This is a genomic window from Duncaniella dubosii, from assembly GCF_004803915.1.
Lineage (GTDB): Bacteria > Bacteroidota > Bacteroidia > Bacteroidales > Muribaculaceae > Duncaniella > Duncaniella dubosii.
The window spans coordinates 2,747,094-2,764,538 of sequence record NZ_CP039396.1 but is presented as its reverse complement, the minus strand read 5'-3'; the positions used below and the strand labels follow the sequence as shown (position 1 = coordinate 2,764,538).

Sequence of the window (17,445 nt, the reverse complement as noted above, 5' to 3'; positions counted from 1 at the left end):
AGAGCCTAAATCTTGCCCATGCCTGTCACTATCTTTGCGAAAGATTACCTAAGTCTCAGAAAAATTTCGTAACTTTGTAATATAATACGCGCTTGCGCAGACAAATAGACCAATCAATGTAAGTAACAACTTATATTCAACATATTAGAGGACTTCCGTGTAGTCGTGTAAAAGGCTTGGTCGCCTGTCTGCCTACACGGGAGTTCTTTTATTTAGGTGCCACACAAGATCTCTATGGATTTTGAATCGCAATTTTTAGAATTTAGCAAAGGACTCCCACTTTGGAGGCCAGATGCCGTGTCTAAAAACCGCAGGGCGAAAGTCGTAGACTTTTTCTGTGGTTGTGGTGGCACGTCTTTAGGTTTCGCTGCCATTCCGGACTTTTTTCAGATTGTCTGTGGCATTGACATCAATCCGATTGCCCTAAAGTCATTCGGGAGCAATTTTGGATGCAAAACTTACTGTAAAGATATAAGAGAAATCACTGAGGATACCCTTAAGGAAATTAAAGAGTTGGCTGCTCATACAAAAGATGAGCCGTTGATTTTGGTGGGATGTGCTCCTTGTCAAGGCTTTTCTGCTCACAGGAAGAAGGATAAGGAGAAACCGGAAGACCAAAGGAACTCCCTTATCCGAACATTTGCTCAATTGGCTATTCAGATTAATCCCGATTATATAGTCATGGAAAATGTTCAAGAGGTTCTTAACGGCAAGTTCAGATGTCACTATGAAGAGGCAAAGGCCATATTTACAGAAGCTGGATATTACGTTACTCAACGAGTATATAATGCCGCCGCTTTTGGAGTACCCCAAGCGCGTGTTAGGGCCATCATTGTAGCATCCAAACGTCCGTTTACTATGCCTTTCGGGGTCTTGAAGCAAGATTCTTTCAATACCGTAAGAGACGCTATTGGCAATCTGCCCAAAGCAAATGACATAAATGGCAATGATCCATACCATTTCAGTTCAAAACACAAACAGTCCACAATAGACGTTATAGCCCAAGTCCCCAAGAATGGTGGGAGTCGCCCACCTCATGTTGGACCTCCATGTCTGGATAAAGTCAAGGGCTTCTCAGATGTGTACGGACGCTTGTTTTGGGATAAGCCGGCTATAACAATTACAAAAACTTCACGAAATCCAGCGTGTGGTAGATTCTGCCATCCCGAAGAAGATAGAGGTTTGACCCTTAGAGAGGTAGCCCGACTTCAGAGTTTTCCCGATTCTTTTATTTTTGAAGGCGGTTCAAGCGACCGCTATGAACAAGTGGGAGAGGCTGTCCCTCCGTTGCTTTCGATGGCGATAGCCACTCAAATATATTTACAGGAGACTAAACCCAATGAGCTTTAATTGTATTGATTGTTTCTGTGGCGCGGGAGGATTGGCGCTTGGATTGTCAAATTCAGGATTTGACATACTTTATAGCTTTGACATTGATGCTAAGGCTATAGCGACAATGCGCTCTAACTTGAAGTATCTGCAGAATCATCAGACTGAAGTTCAGGACATCTATGATTTGGACACAGATACTCTTTTAAAACACTTCGACCTTAAAAAAGGAGAACTTGATTTACTTGCTGGCGGCCCTCCATGCCAAGGTTTTTCTATCCAAAGAGGAGGCGAGGATAACGATGAACGAAATGATCTGGTTAGTCGATACATTGAAGTCGTAAAGACGGTACGACCCAAGTTTTTTCTTATGGAGAACGTACCCGGCATTGTGGGGAAACGTGGAGCCGCCATATTGGAGGAGAACTTAAACAAGATTTCTGCCGAAGGTTATTTTATTCACCAACGTATGTTGGACGCACAAAACTTTGACGTACCCCAACGACGCAAGCGTATAATCATCATAGGAGAACGTAAAGACCATGATTCTCCTTTATACCAGTATCCGAAACCCAACGACAGAACAATCACCGTAAGGGAATCAATAGGATTTCTTCCTCCACCACCTGATGATTTCACAGATCATCCTGATTTCCCAAATCATAGGAGAGACAGGTTATCTCCTGATAGTCTCAAACGCATTCAAGCAGTGAAAGAAGGCCAGGGAAGAGATTTTCTACCTGAAGACTTATTGCTGCCATGTCATAAAGTTAGTTCATCTGTAATGGGGCACCGTAATGTTTTCGGCAGAATGTGTTGGGACAAAGTCGCACCAACAATAACTGCTCGTTTCGATAGCTTTTCTCGTGGAATGTTTGGACATCCGGTGCAGGATAGGACTATTTCTCTTCGGGAAGGGGCTTTGCTGCAAACTTTCCCCCTTGATTATATTTTTGTTGGGAGCAAGGTTGAAGTGGCAAGACAAATAGGAAATGCCGTCCCTGTCAAACTTGCGGAACATATTGGAGAATCTATAATTGAAGCGTTGGAGAAATGGTAAGATATAAAGGCATATTAGAACAGTATTTTGTTGAACTTAAGGATTTCTACAAATTCAATAGTTCTACGGGGCTGGCTACGGCAGAGCTATCCTTCCGCCCATTTCTCGACAATTTCTTCGCTAACCTATGTTCTTATTTCGGTTCAAATATCCAGCGGATTTTTGAACCGAGAAATCAGGGTAAGTACGGACGGCCTGATTGGGCATTTACCGATTCCAACACTATGGGTGTATATGGATATGTTGAGGCCAAAGGGTTGTCGCCTGAGGAGAACATAAATGTAGAGGAATACAAATCGCAGGTAGAGAAGTATCTTAACTTAGGCAATCCAGTCTTGCTCACAGACGGGATTGAGTTCGTTTATTATGATGTAGACGGTTCTGCTGATTCGTTTGAATTATTTCAAAAGCCTGTAAACTGGGAGGAACCTGAATATAACCTTCAGACATTGGAACGTTTTCAGAAGTTCTTCTCCAAGATTGGCTTCCGTACCATTCCCGAGCAGATGGTTATCACAGAATTGTCCACGCGAGCAAAATTGCTTTGCACCGATCTTCTTGAATTACTGAATTTGGAAGAAGACGAAGCTGAATCGAAATCCGAGCTTACCACTATACGCACATTGAAACGGTTGTGGGACATTGCAGCGAACAACCTTGATGCGTCATTGTCAGATGACCGAACATTTGCAGGATTTATTTCTCAAATTCTTGCATTTGGACTATTATATGCCCATCGCTTCATCAATGATGAGAAGTTTTCACCCTCATTGAAATATGAGATGCTCCATTATTTCTGGACGCAAAAGCCATATAAGGAATACTCTGACCATGTGGAGCCATTTGTTCATTTGTTTAACGCTCTTTCTGAGGAACTGGATTCCAAACTCAGCAAAATAGGTGGATGGTATGATAATACGAGACGCTTTTTGGCATTTGTAAAGTTGTCTCATAACGCAGTGCGTCGTCCTAATTTCCATCAATTGTATGAGGAGTTCTTGTCCGCATACGACAGGGACACACGCATTGACTTTGGAGCGTGGTATACTCCCGTGGTATTAGCAGACTTCATTGCTCGTCTGGTGTTCTTCAATATTCAGGTGAATCCTGATTTAAAGATACTTCAGAACAATCCATTTTTCGTGATTGATCCATGTTGTGGAACGGGAACATTCCTTGAATCTGTGTTGGACAATATTACGTTGCCTCCTCAATCAAAACTCATCGGCTTTGAGATTCTTCCCGTACCATATGCCCTGGCCAATTATAGATTGTCAATCTATGAGATCCCGACGGCTCTTACCTTGTCTGTGCATCTAACAAACACTCTGGGAGACAATACTTTCTGCAAGCCGGAATATGACTTCAGCAAATTAGATTCGGTCGGTCTCTTTTTCGCAAAAGAACAAGTGGCATCCTACAAACTCTCTCAGCCGCCTCTTACCATCATAATCGGCAATCCCCCTTGTTCCGATTCTTCTGTCACCAATGCAGGTCAGTTCCTGGAGTCTCTTATGAACGATTTCCGACCACCAATCAGACGAGGAAGGCAGAACGTACAGATGCAATTGACAAACGAGTGGATAAAGTTCTTGCGATGGGGTATCTATAAGGCTATGATAAGCAAACCATCAATAATTGCTTTTATCCTTCCCTCAGCATTTGCTGAAAATATCTCGTTCAAATATGCTCGCAAGTTCTTAATTGAGAATGCTAATGAGATATCAGTAATTGAGTTTGATTCTGACAATCGCGTTGAAAGTGCCAACCAGAATGTATTCAATACACTTCAGGGCCGGCTCCTGATTCTTGCATCCTTTACAGCCGACAATACATCTAAATTTGTGCGGTACAAAGATTTGCGTGGACTTTCAAAGGCTCAAAAAATGGAGTTCTTCTCTAAAGATGTAACTGCATTGGATTGGGATGTATTATCCATTGATGAAGAGTATTCGTTGCGTCCGAAGGGCGAGTACGATGTGGAGTTGTATTCTCAGTTCATCCCATTGGCTGCCGAACATGGCTCTGAAAATGGGATTTTCTTGCGTCATTGTTCCGGAATGAAACTTGCACCGACACACTTGCTGGTACATTTTTCCAAAGGACAATTGAGTAGAAGAAGCAAGTATATTGGTGATCTTGCTCATTCTTATTCTGACATTAAAGACCGATGGTATAGCGGACAAGCAAAACCTCCGGCAGAAAAGAAATTGTCAAATTCAGTTCGTGTACTGGTTGCCCGCTCATCCAAGAATGGTAGCCAGTATTCGTATCGTCCATTTCTGGAGGCTTATGTCAACGATGACGAAACTCTATTGACTGCACTCAAAAATGCAGAAGGTGGCGGTATGAGGTATCGTCCAGAGGTAAGAGCGGCTTTCTCTGACCCGAATGTCTTTGGATTTGCCGTTGCACCTGCTCCAGCTGAAATCAGTCGGACAATTACGAAGTTTACTTCATTTTGTTGGCACCTTCCCGACAATGACTTGGCTACTCGGGAAATGCTCATGTGTTCTGCAATCGTTTTCCGAATTACAAAAAGGGCTCGAATTGGAACTCTGATGCGGTTTCAAATATAAACCCTAAATTGCTCGAAATATTATCGGAAAAGGTTGGCTTAGAATCAGCAAAAGTGCAGGACACATTGGTATTCTATGCCTATGCAGTTTTGTCTTCGCCTTATTTTTTAAACGAGTTCTCAGCCAAGCTTCATTCTTTGGCTGGGCAAACGCCTGCCATTCCTATAACCAATGATAAAAAGCTCTATTTAGAGCTTGTCAAGATAGGGAAACGTCTCGCGGCATTGGAAAGAAGCGATTACAAATTCTCACAACAAGAGGCAGATGGAAATTTTACTTGGATGAATCCTTTGGCATCCTTTGAGCTTAAAGGTTATTCGATTAATGAGGATGGCGTTGAATTTACCTCTGTAAAAGGGAATCATTTTATTCAGCCTGTTCCATCAGAGATTCTTGAGTTCAGTGTCTCAGGATACGGTATTGTCCGAGAGTGGCTTAAATACCATTCTTACTCCTATTATCGAAAGGCGTTAGCGGCAGAGGAAATTGATGACTTCATGAATCTTGTCAATCGGCTGCGTATCTATATTGCCGAACACAAGAATTTGGATACCGTAGTAAGAGATGTGATGGCATCTAATCTCATCCAGTTAAATTCATAAGAATGCCTAAATTTTAGGATGTAGATGTTGAAATTTAATCACACTTTCCTCAAATGTTTTTATGACAATAGACATACTTAAAAATTTTATCCAATCTTCGAACATAAACTTTATGTTTGGTTCGGGGCTTTCCAGACCATATTTGCCGGTGTTGGGCGAGATTGAATCTCGTTTGACTCAATTATCTCATGACGCAACTATAGGCAAAGATGAAAGGAAAATCATAGAAACGGCTATTTACAAAGAATACTTTACTGGTGTCATTTATCCGAACCTCTCTGTTCCGGTTGTTGAAGGAGAAGATAAGAATCGTTACCAAGAGGTAATGGAACAGTATTCTCTTTTCTTCCAACTATGGTCTTACATACTGCACCATAGGAGTAATAATATACTTTCCAGACAAATCAACATATATTCCACCAATATAGATATGTTTGTGGAGCGAGCTGCCGATCTTATGAAGGTGGAATTTAATGACGGCTTCCGTGGAACAATCAATCCCATTTTGGATGAAACAATGTTCCAAAAGAAAGTGATGAAGAATAGCGTCCACTTCATGAACACTACCGAAGTTCCGACATTTAATCTCCTTAAAATACATGGAGGAATTAATTGGCTAACAAACGAAGTCGGTGATATTACTAAGGACAGCGCATTATCACAGGTAGTAAAGGTATCGGATGCCTTAAAGGCGTTAAAAAATGAGAACCAGATTCAATATGGAGAACTATCCACCATGCGTTGTGATTTCGATTTGCTTGAAAATCCAGAAGATTCTGTAAAAGAAGCGGAACCATTCTTGGCTGAGTATGAAAAGATTGCTATGGTGAATCCTAATAAAAGTAAGTTTAGTTTAACTGTGACAGATTCTCATTTCTATGAGATGATGCGCATGTATTCTAATTCCTTGGAGAAGGAAAATTCATTGCTATTTGCAATGGGATTTTCTTTTGCTGATGAACATATTCTTAATATTACTTGCCGGACGGCTCGCAGGAATCCGACATTAAATATAATAATATTTGCATATCAAGACAGTGTGAAAGACGGTTTTTCTAGCAAATTCGAGGGATTCCCAAACGTCTTTATCATTGGTCCCTCTGATTTAAAAGACAAGGATGGAACTCCGTTAGCGCCAGAATTTTCATTCAAAGGCATAAACGTCATCTTTAACCATATCAAAAATTTAATTCCACCTCAGTTTTTGCATGGAACCATTTAACAACGAGGCTATCATATCCGAGCTGTCAATCTTTAGAATTGGCGAAGTCATTTCTATAAGCGGACGTGAGGTGAAAATTGCGGTTGACAAAGAAAAGAATCTCCCTCATATCTTTTTCTATGGGCAACTTATAAAGAATGTTTCAGTAGGTTCATACTTGAAGATTCTAAATGGTTTTGATATGCTCATTGCCAAAATAGAAACCGAATTTATTAATCAAGACAACTCTCAAGAAGCTGTAAACTATGAAGAACAAGGGCATCATATAAAACGAGTACTCTGTACGTCTCTCATAGGTTATATGACTACTTCTGGATTTGTCAAGGGCGTAAAGACTCTTCCTCTAGTAGGCAATGAGGCATATATTCTAAACACTAAAGAGTTTAGTTCGATTCATCGCTTTGTTCAGAACGATGACGAACTCACAATCAGGCTGGGAACATTATCCACTGATTCACAGATTATTGTTAGTCTAGGCGTTCAAAATCTATTTTCAAACCATGTTGGTATTTTTGGCAATACTGGGAGTGGTAAATCTTATACGCTGGCACAAATCTACCACAGGTTATTTGAACTCTTCAGAGGAAATGACAACTTCAAAGCCAACTCCCGATTCCTTTTTATAGATTTCAATGGGGAGTATTCAGGAGATTCCGTAATGACAGAGGGCAAGAAGGTCTATAAGTTGTCAACATATACACCTATAAATAAGATACCAATGAGTCAAGATTCGGTGATGGATCTGGACACTCTGTGTATTTTCGCGTCAGCTACCGAGAAGACTCAAAGACCATTCATATCAAGGGCACTCAATTTATATCATTGGCTTAGGGATAAGGGCGGTAATAAAGACGAAATGCAAAATATATTCCGAGCAATGCTTTGCAAAAATATAAAAGCAATCTTTACAATGGAGGACAAATCGAAAGTTGAACCTCTACTGGAATATATAGTATCAATTGTACCCCCGAAATATGATGTAGACGGATTTGGTGTAGACCTTAGGGAAAGTGTATCATATCATGAGACGCATAAATACTACTACCTTCCAGGAGATAGAGAGAGCGCTTATAAGAGGAAATTAAGCGACAGAGATCTTGAGGGAAATAAAAATGGTGAATTCGTTGAGCGTACTCATTATTATACTCAAGCTCTAGAATATCAAATTCCAGATGATTTTATTCGATTCTTCATTGACATCCTATATTTACAATTAGTACAAGATGTAAAAAATAGTCGCGCACAAAATGACCATATCCATCCCGCAATAGAAAAACTGAAAAGCATGGTCAGGAACATTTCTATGGTACTTGATTTCAAAGAGGATGTCGATTTTTGGGATAAGTCAAATATTGTGGTCGTTGACTTACGGATGGCAAATCAAGACACAAAAAAGATGATTCCTCTTCTTCTTTGCCATAGTGCATATAAGCAACATACTCAAAATAAAGATAAGGCTACTCCCTATCTTAATATAGTGATAGATGAGGCTCATAATATTCTATCGTATCAGTCCACGAGAGAAAGTGAAAGTTGGAAAGACTACCGTCTTGAAGTCTTTGAGGAAATAATCAAGGAAGGACGAAAGTTCGGTGTATTTATGACTATAGCAAGCCAGCGTCCATCTGACATTTCATCTACCATAGTATCTCAGCTTCATAATTACTTTATTCATCGATTGGTAAATGATGAAGATCTTACCAAGGTCGCAAAAACTATTTCGTATCTTGATAGAATTTCGCAAGAATCTCTCCCTATTCTGCCAACTGGATCATGTGTAGTGGCTGGTCAGGTCGTTGAAATGCCTCTCATAATACAAATTGACAAGATGAATGATCGGCATAAGCCTGACAATGAGACACTAAAATTGCTTGATTACTGGAAAGCATAAACTAAGCTCAATAGCTAAAGCTAATGATAAGTGTATGAATACAGAAAAAGAAAATATCCTCCTTCAATTCATGGATTCTCATCCCAGACATACAAAAAACATTGTAACAGACGCTATAAGTTCACTTATAGAAAAATCCGTTGAGATGATTTTGCTCTGGCGAAAAGAGAATCCTAACGCAGAAGAGGCAGATTGCATTTCTCAATGCAATCTGCAAATGGCAACATGCACAGCACAATCAATTTTATCTTTAGCAAAAGGAATTCATTGGGGATATCATAGTACATTTCTTATAGATGTACATTCCTGCGCCTCCTTAGTTCGGGCTCTTTATGAGCGAGCTTTTATATTTAGAAATATCTATGTTTCAACTGATAATGTATTGGAGCGTGATTTGTTGCTTTATATATGGGAGATTAGAGGCTTAAACAATCGTGTAAACCTGAAAAATGTTACGGAATCATTTCGCCACATCCAGCTTTATGATAAGAATTCGGTAGAAGAATTAAGACGGAATTTATCAGATATAGTTGGGTGTTTAGATACGACTAAATCCGCGAGAGAACAAATATCACATGCGATTAAAAAAAATACTTCCCAATTAAAAGGTTTTAAGTTTGTAAAAGATCATGAACGAATCATTCAATTTGAATCAATATCATTAGAAGAATCTCCTCTATACTTCTTTAAAGACGATAACATGAGAGATTGCTATACTTACTTGTCTCTAACATCTCATCCTTCATATTTAGGTATACTTCAATTCGGGCAACGATATAAAGAAAGAGATGACGAGAAAGAGTTAGTGCATATCTATCTATCATTAACATATCATTTATTGTCTGAACTCGTCCTCGATTTTTGCAAAGCCACGACAAATGCTGAAAAGTATTATGAAACCCTATATCCTTTTACAGAACGATATGTTATAGAAAAAAACAATTGTTGACTTAGATGTAATATAACCGACTTCACAAACAATAAAAATGGCAATAGCATATCCTCCACTAAGCGAAGGTATAATCCAAGGGCTGGCGAAAATCATGGGTGATACCGTAGATGGTCTAACGGGACCAGATATTTCTCGTTACTTGGCTCAAGCACAAATTGAAGACTATTCTCCCGGAATAACGAAATGGAGAAGGCTCTTCAATGCGTTTGCTATTTATCAGAACCGAAAACATTGTTGTAACGCCATTCTAAATTTTTGTAAGTTATATTTTCAACCTACCAGGTTCGTCAATAGAGATAAACTCCTCTTTGATTCACAACGTGCGGAAGCCAATCGGTTGTTGGCATTTGGAGGGTATGAAATTTCTGAAAGTGGAGGGTTGAGAAAATGTGCCAACATCAAAACAATACCCGAAGCGGAAGAGCGAGCCAATTCATTAAAACTTGAACTTCAAGCCAGAAACACTCATCAGCAAATTTTTCAATATTGCATGCCGGAGTTACTTGCAGATGACTATTTTCATGCAGTAGACGAAGCAATCAAAGGATTGTTTGAACGGCTAAGAGAAAGATCATCTATTTTTGGAAAGGATGGTGCTGTTCTAGTGGATCTTGTTCTTTCAGAGAAGTGTCCCAAACTCCTGATAAATGGATTCCAAACTGACTCCGAAATTTCTGAGCATAAAGGCTTTGGAACAATGCTTAAAGCACTTTACTCAATGTTTAGAAATCCTGAATCTCATTCTCCCAGAGAAAAGTGGCCAATCAATAAAGTAGATGCCTTGGACATATTAGGAATGGTCTCGCTCTGTCACAGGAAATTGGATAATGCTCAAAGAATATCTTAGAAATTAAAAGTTACCATTCTTTCATTTTTCAAAATAATACAATAATATTTTTGAAACGGTGGAATTCAGTTGTTGTAGAAAATGCAACAACTGATTTGCTATCGAACGCTCAATCCGGCAGGAGGTAGTTGGCGCTGCGTCCGCCTTCGCCGCTATTGCGGAGCATTCCTTTGGCTATAAGGTCGTTGATGTCGCGCAACGCTGTGTCTTGCGAGCAACCGCATATCTTCGCCCATTTTGAAGATGTCAGTTTTCCCTCAAAGCCATCCCACAGGCGGTTGACTACCTTGCGCTGACGCTCATTTATGTCAACATCGCGGAACTCATCCCAATATGCCGCTTTCTGCAATGTCCGCTCGATTATACCCGAAGCGCGGACAATGGCATTTTCCAAACAGCCAAAGAACCACAGCATCCATTCGGTTATGTCGAGATTTCCTTTTTGCGTCCTTTCAAGAACTTCATAATATGCCTTTTTGTTGCGGTTGATTTCAGCCGACATACTGTAATATCGCGCTGAATCCTCATCAAGCCGAGCGAGAAGCATATCGGCAAGTGTGCGGCTTATGCGACCGTTGCCGTCATCAAACGGATGTATGGTCACAAACCACAAGTGTGCCACAGCAGCCATGATGAACGGTGACTGATTGGCTGTATTACACCACTCAATCAACCGCTCCATTTCAGCCGGAACAGCATCTGATGGCGGAGCCTCATAATGCACTTTCTCATGCCCGAAAGCACCGGACACTACCTGCATCGGCTCCTCACCCCTACGCCAATCGGCAACTGTGATTCTGTGCATACCACTTCTCCCAAAAGGAAACAAAGCAGCGTGCCAATTGAATAATCGTTCATCTGTCAATGGCTCCCTGCAATTACGCACGGCATCAAGCATCACATCGACTAACCCCTCGACATAATGATCCTCAACCAATAGTCCGTCATCCTCGATTCCGAGCCGTCGTGCAATACTGCTACGCACCGAATTCGGATTGAGCAACACGCCCTCGATTTCCGAAGAACTTATCAACTCCTCAGTCATGGCCGACAACAGCGACCGACACTTCTCGTTGAATCCAAGCATAGACATCCTGCCGTTCAGGAGTCCATGCAACTGACTGAGCCTACTAAGCGGTTCAAGCAACGCCTCAGAGTCCCAGCAGAACTCCGGCCAATCCTTCCGTTGCCATATATAGGCACTATGTCTTACAGTTCGTCTCATACCGCGAAGTTAGTCATTTGCAGCTAAACCACCAAACATTCTCCTTAAATTTACGGAGAATAGCGTAATTTTTTACCGTGATTATTTTTGTAGTTTCTGTGATTTTGTATAACTTTGCTCTCGGAAACAAGAACATAGCGGTACAGACGATTTGCCCGAAAACGCTGATTGCAAGCAAATTGCACTTTCAAAATTCAATCACACAATAAATCATTGAAAGTAAGCGACTTAGCACATCCACCATCTGTACCTTTCAAGAGGCTAACTCACTGTTTATTAATTGATTATATAGTGTGCATCGGCAAATGACTATATAGTTAGAAACGATTACAAAATAGCATAATATGTTAGTATGGCACTCTTTACTGGGTGCCATTTTTGTTGCCGCATTTCTCGGTTTTAACCGTTTCTGCTCGATTTTACGCCCATTTTTGTATCCCGGTTGTATCTCGTTACTCAATCGGGGCTGAACTGAATGTAAGGTTGTGGACGATTTGCACACTGATGCACACCATTGCACGCCCTTGCACACTTTTAACAGAATATTAACAGAAATAAAAGCGTAAATCAATGAGTAGCACTATTGAAATCACAAAGAGTTGCGAGTGGTGTGGCTGCACCTTCATTGCTCGCAAGTGTACAACGCGGTATTGTTCCAAGCGTTGTGCCGAACACGCCTATAAAAACGCAAAGCGAAAGGAACATGTAGCGCAAGAACAGTCAAAGGCTAACAGTCCAAAGACAATCGAGAGCAGCCCCTTTCTTTCTCCGGGACAATGCGCTCATCTTTTAGGAGTGAGCAGAAGAAGCATCTACAATTATCTTGCCACTAATTCTATCCCTTGTTTCCAGTTCAAGGGAAAAACTCTTATCAGCAGAAATAGCCTTAATTCTCTTTTCGATGGTTCACATCTCTATCAGTTACGTCCGGCAAAGGAGAAGCAGACTATCACTGAGTTCTACACCACCAAAGAGGTGCTGGAAAAATTCGGCATCAGTAATTCGTGGCTATTCAAGGCGGCGAAAGAAAACAATTTCCCAAAGCTAACCCAACGAGGAAAAACGCTCTGGAGCAAGTCGCATATAGATCGGTTCTTTGCCAAATCTACCCCGAAAGAAGAAATTACCGAATGGTACACCGCTGCGGAGATACAGGAGCGTTATGGTATGTCGCTCTCGGCAATCTATAATCTTGTCTCAAAGGAGAGAATTCCGAAAATGAAAATAGGTTGTGAAGCCCGCTACTCAAAATGGCATTTCGACAAGGCAAAAGGTGTTGCAGTCAATGAGCCAGAATACTATACGATTCCGGAGGCAATTGAAAAGTACAACATGACACGCGACCAGATTTATCATTATGTCAAGACCTACGGCATAAGCAAGATTAAGGTCGGAAGAATCGTCAAAATATCCAAGCGAGAGCTTGATAATCTGTTTGCTCCACCCAAGATATGATGCGGTGGAGAACAGTGGACTAGCGGTGGGAAACGCCCTGAACTGGGTGTCCGAGTCCACCATTTGAACACTCCCTACCTTCGCATCAAATCTCTAAATCAAACGCGTATGAATACATGCACCAAAGTTTTCCTTCGTCAGAAGGCTATTTCGGGTGGACGCATATCGCTCTACCTTGATTTCTATCCTGCCATCCGTAATCCCCATACCAACCGGATGAGCCGCCGTGAAACCCTCGGCATCTATATCTATGCCTCGCCCAAGAATGAGCGGGAGCGTCAGTTCAACTCCTCTATGCTTGAAAAGGCAGAGGCTATCCGCTGCCGTCGCTTCGAGCAGTTGCTCAACGAGCAGTTCGATTTTCTCGATAAAGAGAAGTTACGCATGGACTTCCTTGCATACTTCAAACAGAAATGCCGTCAGAAGTATCAGAAATGGGACTGCGTTCTCCGGCACTTTGAGATCTACTGTAAGGGCATGTGTCGTTTCTGTGACCTGACAGTTGACTTCTGCAAGGGCTTCCGTACTTATCTTCTATCTGCCCAACGTCAGCGCAACAACGGCAAAGGACCAATCTCCCACAATTCGGCGGCAGGATATTGGTCGACATTCCGAGCCTTGCTGAAAATGGCTTATCAGGAGAAATATCTCCGCGAGAATATCAATGACTTCCTTGATAAAATCGAGTGGAAAGAAGTCAAGAAAGAGTTTCTTACACTCGCGGAAGTCAAACTACTTGTCGCTACGCCTTGTAAGATCCCCGTTCTGAAACAGGCGGTTCTGTTTAGCTGCATGACCGGACTACGCATAAGCGACATTCTGCAACTCTCATGGGAACATATCCAAATGGGACAGGACGGAGGCTATCTCATAAGAATGTGTACTGAGAAAACCGAGGAAGAAACAAACCTCCCTATCAGCGATGAGACTCTCGCACTCTGCGGTGAGCGTTCGGAAGGGCTGATTTTCAAAGGCCTTAAACGCCACATGGTGAATCATCCTCTGAAAGAGTGGATTAAATCCGCTGGCATTACCCGACGGATAACCTTCCATTCGATGCGCCACAGCTTCGCTACGTTGCTTGCCGCCAACGGCGTGGACATTCTCACCATCAGCAAGATGCTAACCCACAAAAGCGTGAAAAACACGCAAATCTACGCCAAAGTTGTTGATGAACGAGCGAGAGAGGCATCTATGGTCATTTCTCTGAAATAATTTTGTCATACAGAATTATTAAACTAAAAACTTTTGCATTTCAAAATTTGTTATTAACTTTGCAAACAGAAAAGTTATGCACATCATTTCACATAGAAAACTCAAAGAGTTCTATGAATCAGCCGGAAACGGAGATTCGAGAATTGCGTTGGAGCGATGGTACGACATTGCTCAGCAAGCGCAATGGCATAATCTGTCGGAAATACGCGATGATTTCCCTGCAACAGACTATGTCGGCAACCAGCACTATGTCTTTAACATAAAAGGCAATAACTATCGGCTGGTCGTAGTGATAAAGTTCACTATCGGAAGAATCTTCATACGATTTGTCGGGACTCATAGTGAATATGACAAAATTGATTGTTCAACCATCTAATAGCGACGATATGGAAATTTCAAAACAGCAATATGAGTATGCACTCAACCGCATTGAGGAGTTGTTGCCGCTCGTAACGGACGAAACTCCGGCAAGCGACAAGAATGCCATTGAGCTTACCATTGTTTCAGATGTGGTTGAAGCCTATGAGAAAATCCATTATCCAATAGCAAAGCCCACTATTGGAGAACTGATCAGTCTCTCAATAGAGGAAAAAGGCATGACCCAGAAACAGCTTGCCAAAGAGCTCGGTGTGAGTCCGTCAAGAGTAAGCGATTACATTTCAGGTCGTGCCGAACCAACCCTGCGCATAGCACGAGCCATATGCCTTATTCTTGGCATAGCTCCAGCAGCCATGCTTGGAATGTAAATATATCACCATATTTCCCACAGATTAATGGCATATAAGAAAATCATAAATAAAGATTATAGAAAGAGTCTTGGTAAGACTCTTTCTATAAAATTAGATTCTCAGATACTATCTGAGAAAAAACTGATAGTGCAGGGCTTTTGGGGAACCGATTTATTTAATTGTATAATTGGTATACCAACGACTATAAATCCTAATGGACTTTTCAAAACAGGAATAAATGTATATAAAGATTGTAAGTGTGGTATCGTAAACCTGCAAGGAGATATCATTATTCCATTTGAGTTCAAAGAAATTGCCCCTTTTGACACATTTATAATCGCGAATAGAAATGATATGTATGAATTGTATCGATTAGACGGGAGTCGAATATCGGGTCTATGTTTTAATAAATACAAAGAACAAAAAGACGGTTCCATTGAGTTATATACTGTTGACACATGGGAAACAGGCATCTTATTTTGCTATTATGAGTTGTCAAAAGATGGAATTCTAACGAAAACGTCAAGTGACGGAGATGACTGGTCGGAGAAGCCCGACTATGGGAATCCTTTAGATGCTTATGAAGGAGATGAATCGAATCGCTGGAATACAGATTGAAACAAAATATCCATTATTCTCATATTCCCAGTGCCATTCCATTGATTTGGGGTGGCACTTTTTATGTCGCTGAACATCATTGTGGTTGTGTTCGTTATAAAAATTGATGAATTTTTCACAAAATTAAAAGAATGAAGAACGGACATATCCCCGAACAATGGCAACTAAAGTTATGGATTGGCTTAGCTGCTCTTGCGCTCGCCGCAGTTGCCCGACAATCCGCTATAGACACCGGCGGCATGAGTAGTTTCAATGCCAATCTGATATTTATCGGCATTATCGTTGCCTTTGTATTGTTGTACTTGGGATTCAGCGATTTCTTTATCAAAACTTTCGAGTCCGCCTTCCAGAGCCTTTTCAAATGGCTCGGCTTTCAAGAGCGACAGACCATAGAGTTGGCAGAAGCAGAATCTTCAACGGAATCGTTGCCAATCTCTGAAGATACCACGGTCAAGCCAACAGCGCAGATTCAGCAACACGCCATCGAAGTCCCGACGACTGAACAGACCGTAGATACCGCACAATCCGGTATTGTAAAAATCGAGACTCCTACACCGAAGAAAATTGTCATCGACTATGAGGGAAGACGCGAACAAGCCAAGAAACGTCAGGAAGACAGAGCCTATGAAAAAGAAGCTAATGTAATCCTATATGTGGGTTATATCATGTCTCCGTTCGTTGAAAAGAATGTTGTGGAGAAAATCATTGACGCAATAACTGAATTTATCCACACGTCGGGTGTACCGGAATTTCCAAAAGAGGCAGCAATCAGACTGCCTGACGAACTCACCACCACCGACATGATGCACTTTGGCTGGAACATAGCCAAACCGTTCAAGAAGTATAATCTTCACACGGCACATTTCTTGAAACAGGTGTTTGCCGATACGTTCCGCGATGTCGAGGTATGCACCATTGAAAGAAAACTGAAATATAACGGCACACAAGGCAAGATAAAAATCAACGAAAATGTTGAATGTTTTGTAATCCCTGATGAAGATGATCCGGTGGAAGCTCCCACCAAATCCGTAACCGAAAAAACGGCCTCGAAAAAACAGTCATCCAAATCTAAAAAATCCGCTAAAGAAACAAATAAGCCAAAACGCGCCATGAGTGCGATGGAGTTGGCAATGGCTGATATGGCAGAGACGTTAACTCCCTATAATCCCGGAGATAACATTTTAGAAGACCCTGACGAATACAGTTATAACGATGGGTGGTGACATGGTGGGGCTACGGTGGGAATAGCCCTGAACCGGGTGCTCAATTCCACCATTTATACACTTCCGTACTTTGCTGGCGAATTCACATAAACGTGGGTTCGCCAGTTTTCATGTACAACAACACCATTACATTCGATGAGCTGCCGGGTGCAGTGTCATCACTGGTCAATCTCGTCAGGGAATTGGCCGATGAGGTGAGGGAGCTTCGCGCTCAACTCACCTCCGAGAGAGGTAACCAGAAGTCCAACACAAAATTCATCGGTCTGGCAGAGGCCTGTGAAATTCTTGGCAAGGCTAAATCCACAGTCTACCGTCTTGCAAAGGAGGGTCTGGTGCCGGCATACAAAGTGCCGGGAGAAAAAGAATGGCGATTCATCGAGAGTGAACTCGTTGAGCATGTAAAAGAAAACAAACGTCAGTCTTCTGTTCTTTCTTTTGCCGAGATGGAATCCGAAATCAGTCGCGGCACACGCGCCAAATCCATTAACCGACGATAGCT

16 protein-coding genes are annotated in these 17,445 nt (G+C 41.6%); 15 read left to right on the top strand and 1 reads right to left on the bottom strand.

All coding sequences use genetic code 11. From position 1 onward, the window contains the following. Nucleotides 1–234 precede the first annotated feature (234 nt). From E7747_RS12340 to E7747_RS12305, 8 genes are all read left to right on the top strand, one after another. Nucleotides 235–1,350 carry a DNA cytosine methyltransferase gene (locus E7747_RS12340; RefSeq protein WP_136416260.1) on the top strand — a complete coding sequence of 372 codons (1,116 nt, stop codon included), beginning with the start codon at nt 235–237 and terminating at the stop codon, nt 1,348–1,350. Further along, nucleotides 1,340–2,389, top strand: a complete 1,050-nt coding sequence (locus tag E7747_RS12335) for a DNA cytosine methyltransferase (RefSeq protein WP_136416258.1) — start codon at nt 1,340–1,342, stop codon at nt 2,387–2,389. Before E7747_RS12340 ends, E7747_RS12335 begins: the two co-directional genes overlap by 11 nt. Continuing rightward, nucleotides 2,383–4,968 (top strand): N-6 DNA methylase, encoded by a 2,586-nt coding sequence (locus E7747_RS12330; RefSeq protein WP_136416256.1) that lies wholly within the window; start codon nt 2,383–2,385, stop codon nt 4,966–4,968. Before E7747_RS12335 ends, E7747_RS12330 begins: the two co-directional genes overlap by 7 nt. Before the next feature lie 8 nt (nt 4,969–4,976). Further along, the gene (locus tag E7747_RS12325; RefSeq protein ID WP_136416254.1) at nt 4,977–5,570 is read left to right on the top strand and encodes a type ISP restriction/modification enzyme; all 594 of its coding nucleotides are present in this window, start codon (nt 4,977–4,979) and stop codon (nt 5,568–5,570) included. A gap of 61 nt (nt 5,571–5,631) precedes the next feature. After that, nucleotides 5,632–6,792, top strand: a complete 1,161-nt coding sequence (locus tag E7747_RS12320; RefSeq protein WP_136416252.1) for an SIR2 family protein — start codon at nt 5,632–5,634, stop codon at nt 6,790–6,792. Further along, nucleotides 6,779–8,683 (top strand): ATP-binding protein, encoded by a 1,905-nt coding sequence (locus tag E7747_RS12315; protein WP_136416251.1) that lies wholly within the window; start codon nt 6,779–6,781, stop codon nt 8,681–8,683. The genes E7747_RS12320 and E7747_RS12315 overlap by 14 nt, the downstream gene beginning before the upstream one ends. Before the next feature lie 34 nt (nt 8,684–8,717). Continuing rightward, on the top strand, nt 8,718–9,632 hold the full coding sequence (locus tag E7747_RS12310; RefSeq protein WP_136416249.1) for a DUF5677 domain-containing protein: 915 nt from the start codon (nt 8,718–8,720) through the stop codon (nt 9,630–9,632). A gap of 37 nt (nt 9,633–9,669) precedes the next feature. After that, on the top strand, nt 9,670–10,482 hold the full coding sequence (locus E7747_RS12305) for a TIGR02391 family protein (protein ID WP_136416248.1): 813 nt from the start codon (nt 9,670–9,672) through the stop codon (nt 10,480–10,482). A gap of 109 nt (nt 10,483–10,591) precedes the next feature. On the opposite strand, the gene E7747_RS12300 is transcribed toward E7747_RS12305, so the two are convergent. Beyond that, nucleotides 10,592–11,707: a Fic family protein gene (locus tag E7747_RS12300; protein ID WP_136416246.1), complete on the bottom strand. Its 1,116-nt coding sequence runs from the start codon at nt 11,705–11,707 to the stop codon at nt 10,592–10,594. A gap of 570 nt (nt 11,708–12,277) precedes the next feature. On the opposite strand from E7747_RS12300, the gene E7747_RS12295 reads away from it, so the two are divergent. The 7 genes from E7747_RS12295 to E7747_RS12265 all read left to right on the top strand — a co-directional run bounded on the left by E7747_RS12295 (nt 12,278) and on the right by E7747_RS12265 (nt 17,443). Next, complete coding sequence (locus E7747_RS12295; RefSeq protein ID WP_136416244.1) at nt 12,278–13,162, top strand: helix-turn-helix domain-containing protein; 885 nt, start codon at nt 12,278–12,280, stop codon at nt 13,160–13,162. 108 nt (nt 13,163–13,270) lie between these two features. After that, nucleotides 13,271–14,377, top strand: a complete 1,107-nt coding sequence (locus E7747_RS12290) for a site-specific integrase (protein WP_136416242.1) — start codon at nt 13,271–13,273, stop codon at nt 14,375–14,377. A gap of 76 nt (nt 14,378–14,453) precedes the next feature. Beyond that, nucleotides 14,454–14,753, top strand: coding sequence for a type II toxin-antitoxin system HigB family toxin (locus E7747_RS12285; protein ID WP_136416240.1), 300 nt, complete (start codon nt 14,454–14,456; stop codon nt 14,751–14,753). Nucleotides 14,754–14,763: 10 nt separating this feature from the next. Continuing rightward, complete coding sequence (locus tag E7747_RS12280; protein ID WP_228449151.1) at nt 14,764–15,123, top strand: helix-turn-helix domain-containing protein; 360 nt, start codon at nt 14,764–14,766, stop codon at nt 15,121–15,123. Nucleotides 15,124–15,150: 27 nt separating this feature from the next. Continuing rightward, a complete protein-coding gene (locus E7747_RS12275) occupies nt 15,151–15,723 on the top strand; it encodes a hypothetical protein (protein WP_136416237.1) in 573 nt (190 codons plus the stop codon). A gap of 131 nt (nt 15,724–15,854) precedes the next feature. Further along, complete coding sequence (locus E7747_RS16650; protein WP_168185335.1) at nt 15,855–16,946, top strand: hypothetical protein; 1,092 nt, start codon at nt 15,855–15,857, stop codon at nt 16,944–16,946. 92 nt (nt 16,947–17,038) lie between these two features. Continuing rightward, nucleotides 17,039–17,443, top strand: a complete 405-nt coding sequence (locus E7747_RS12265; RefSeq protein ID WP_136416235.1) for a helix-turn-helix transcriptional regulator — start codon at nt 17,039–17,041, stop codon at nt 17,441–17,443. Nucleotides 17,444–17,445: the final 2 nt, after the last annotated feature.

Coding starts and splice junctions, on each gene's coding strand:
- E7747_RS12335 (WP_136416258.1), top strand. CDS start 1,340: ATGAGCTTTAATTGTATTGATTGTTTCTGTGGCGCGGGAGGATTGGCG.
- E7747_RS16650 (WP_168185335.1), top strand. CDS start 15,855: ATGAAGAACGGACATATCCCCGAACAATGGCAACTAAAGTTATGGATT.
- E7747_RS12280 (WP_228449151.1), top strand. CDS start 14,764: ATGGAAATTTCAAAACAGCAATATGAGTATGCACTCAACCGCATTGAG.
- E7747_RS12275 (WP_136416237.1), top strand. CDS start 15,151: ATGGCATATAAGAAAATCATAAATAAAGATTATAGAAAGAGTCTTGGT.
- E7747_RS12330 (WP_136416256.1), top strand. CDS start 2,383: ATGGTAAGATATAAAGGCATATTAGAACAGTATTTTGTTGAACTTAAG.
- E7747_RS12305 (WP_136416248.1), top strand. CDS start 9,670: ATGGCAATAGCATATCCTCCACTAAGCGAAGGTATAATCCAAGGGCTG.
- E7747_RS12340 (WP_136416260.1), top strand. CDS start 235: ATGGATTTTGAATCGCAATTTTTAGAATTTAGCAAAGGACTCCCACTT.
- E7747_RS12285 (WP_136416240.1), top strand. CDS start 14,454: ATGCACATCATTTCACATAGAAAACTCAAAGAGTTCTATGAATCAGCC.
- E7747_RS12315 (WP_136416251.1), top strand. CDS start 6,779: ATGGAACCATTTAACAACGAGGCTATCATATCCGAGCTGTCAATCTTT.
- E7747_RS12320 (WP_136416252.1), top strand. CDS start 5,632: ATGACAATAGACATACTTAAAAATTTTATCCAATCTTCGAACATAAAC.
- E7747_RS12295 (WP_136416244.1), top strand. CDS start 12,278: ATGAGTAGCACTATTGAAATCACAAAGAGTTGCGAGTGGTGTGGCTGC.
- E7747_RS12310 (WP_136416249.1), top strand. CDS start 8,718: ATGAATACAGAAAAAGAAAATATCCTCCTTCAATTCATGGATTCTCAT.
- E7747_RS12300 (WP_136416246.1), bottom strand. CDS start 11,707: ATGAGACGAACTGTAAGACATAGTGCCTATATATGGCAACGGAAGGAT.
- E7747_RS12290 (WP_136416242.1), top strand. CDS start 13,271: ATGAATACATGCACCAAAGTTTTCCTTCGTCAGAAGGCTATTTCGGGT.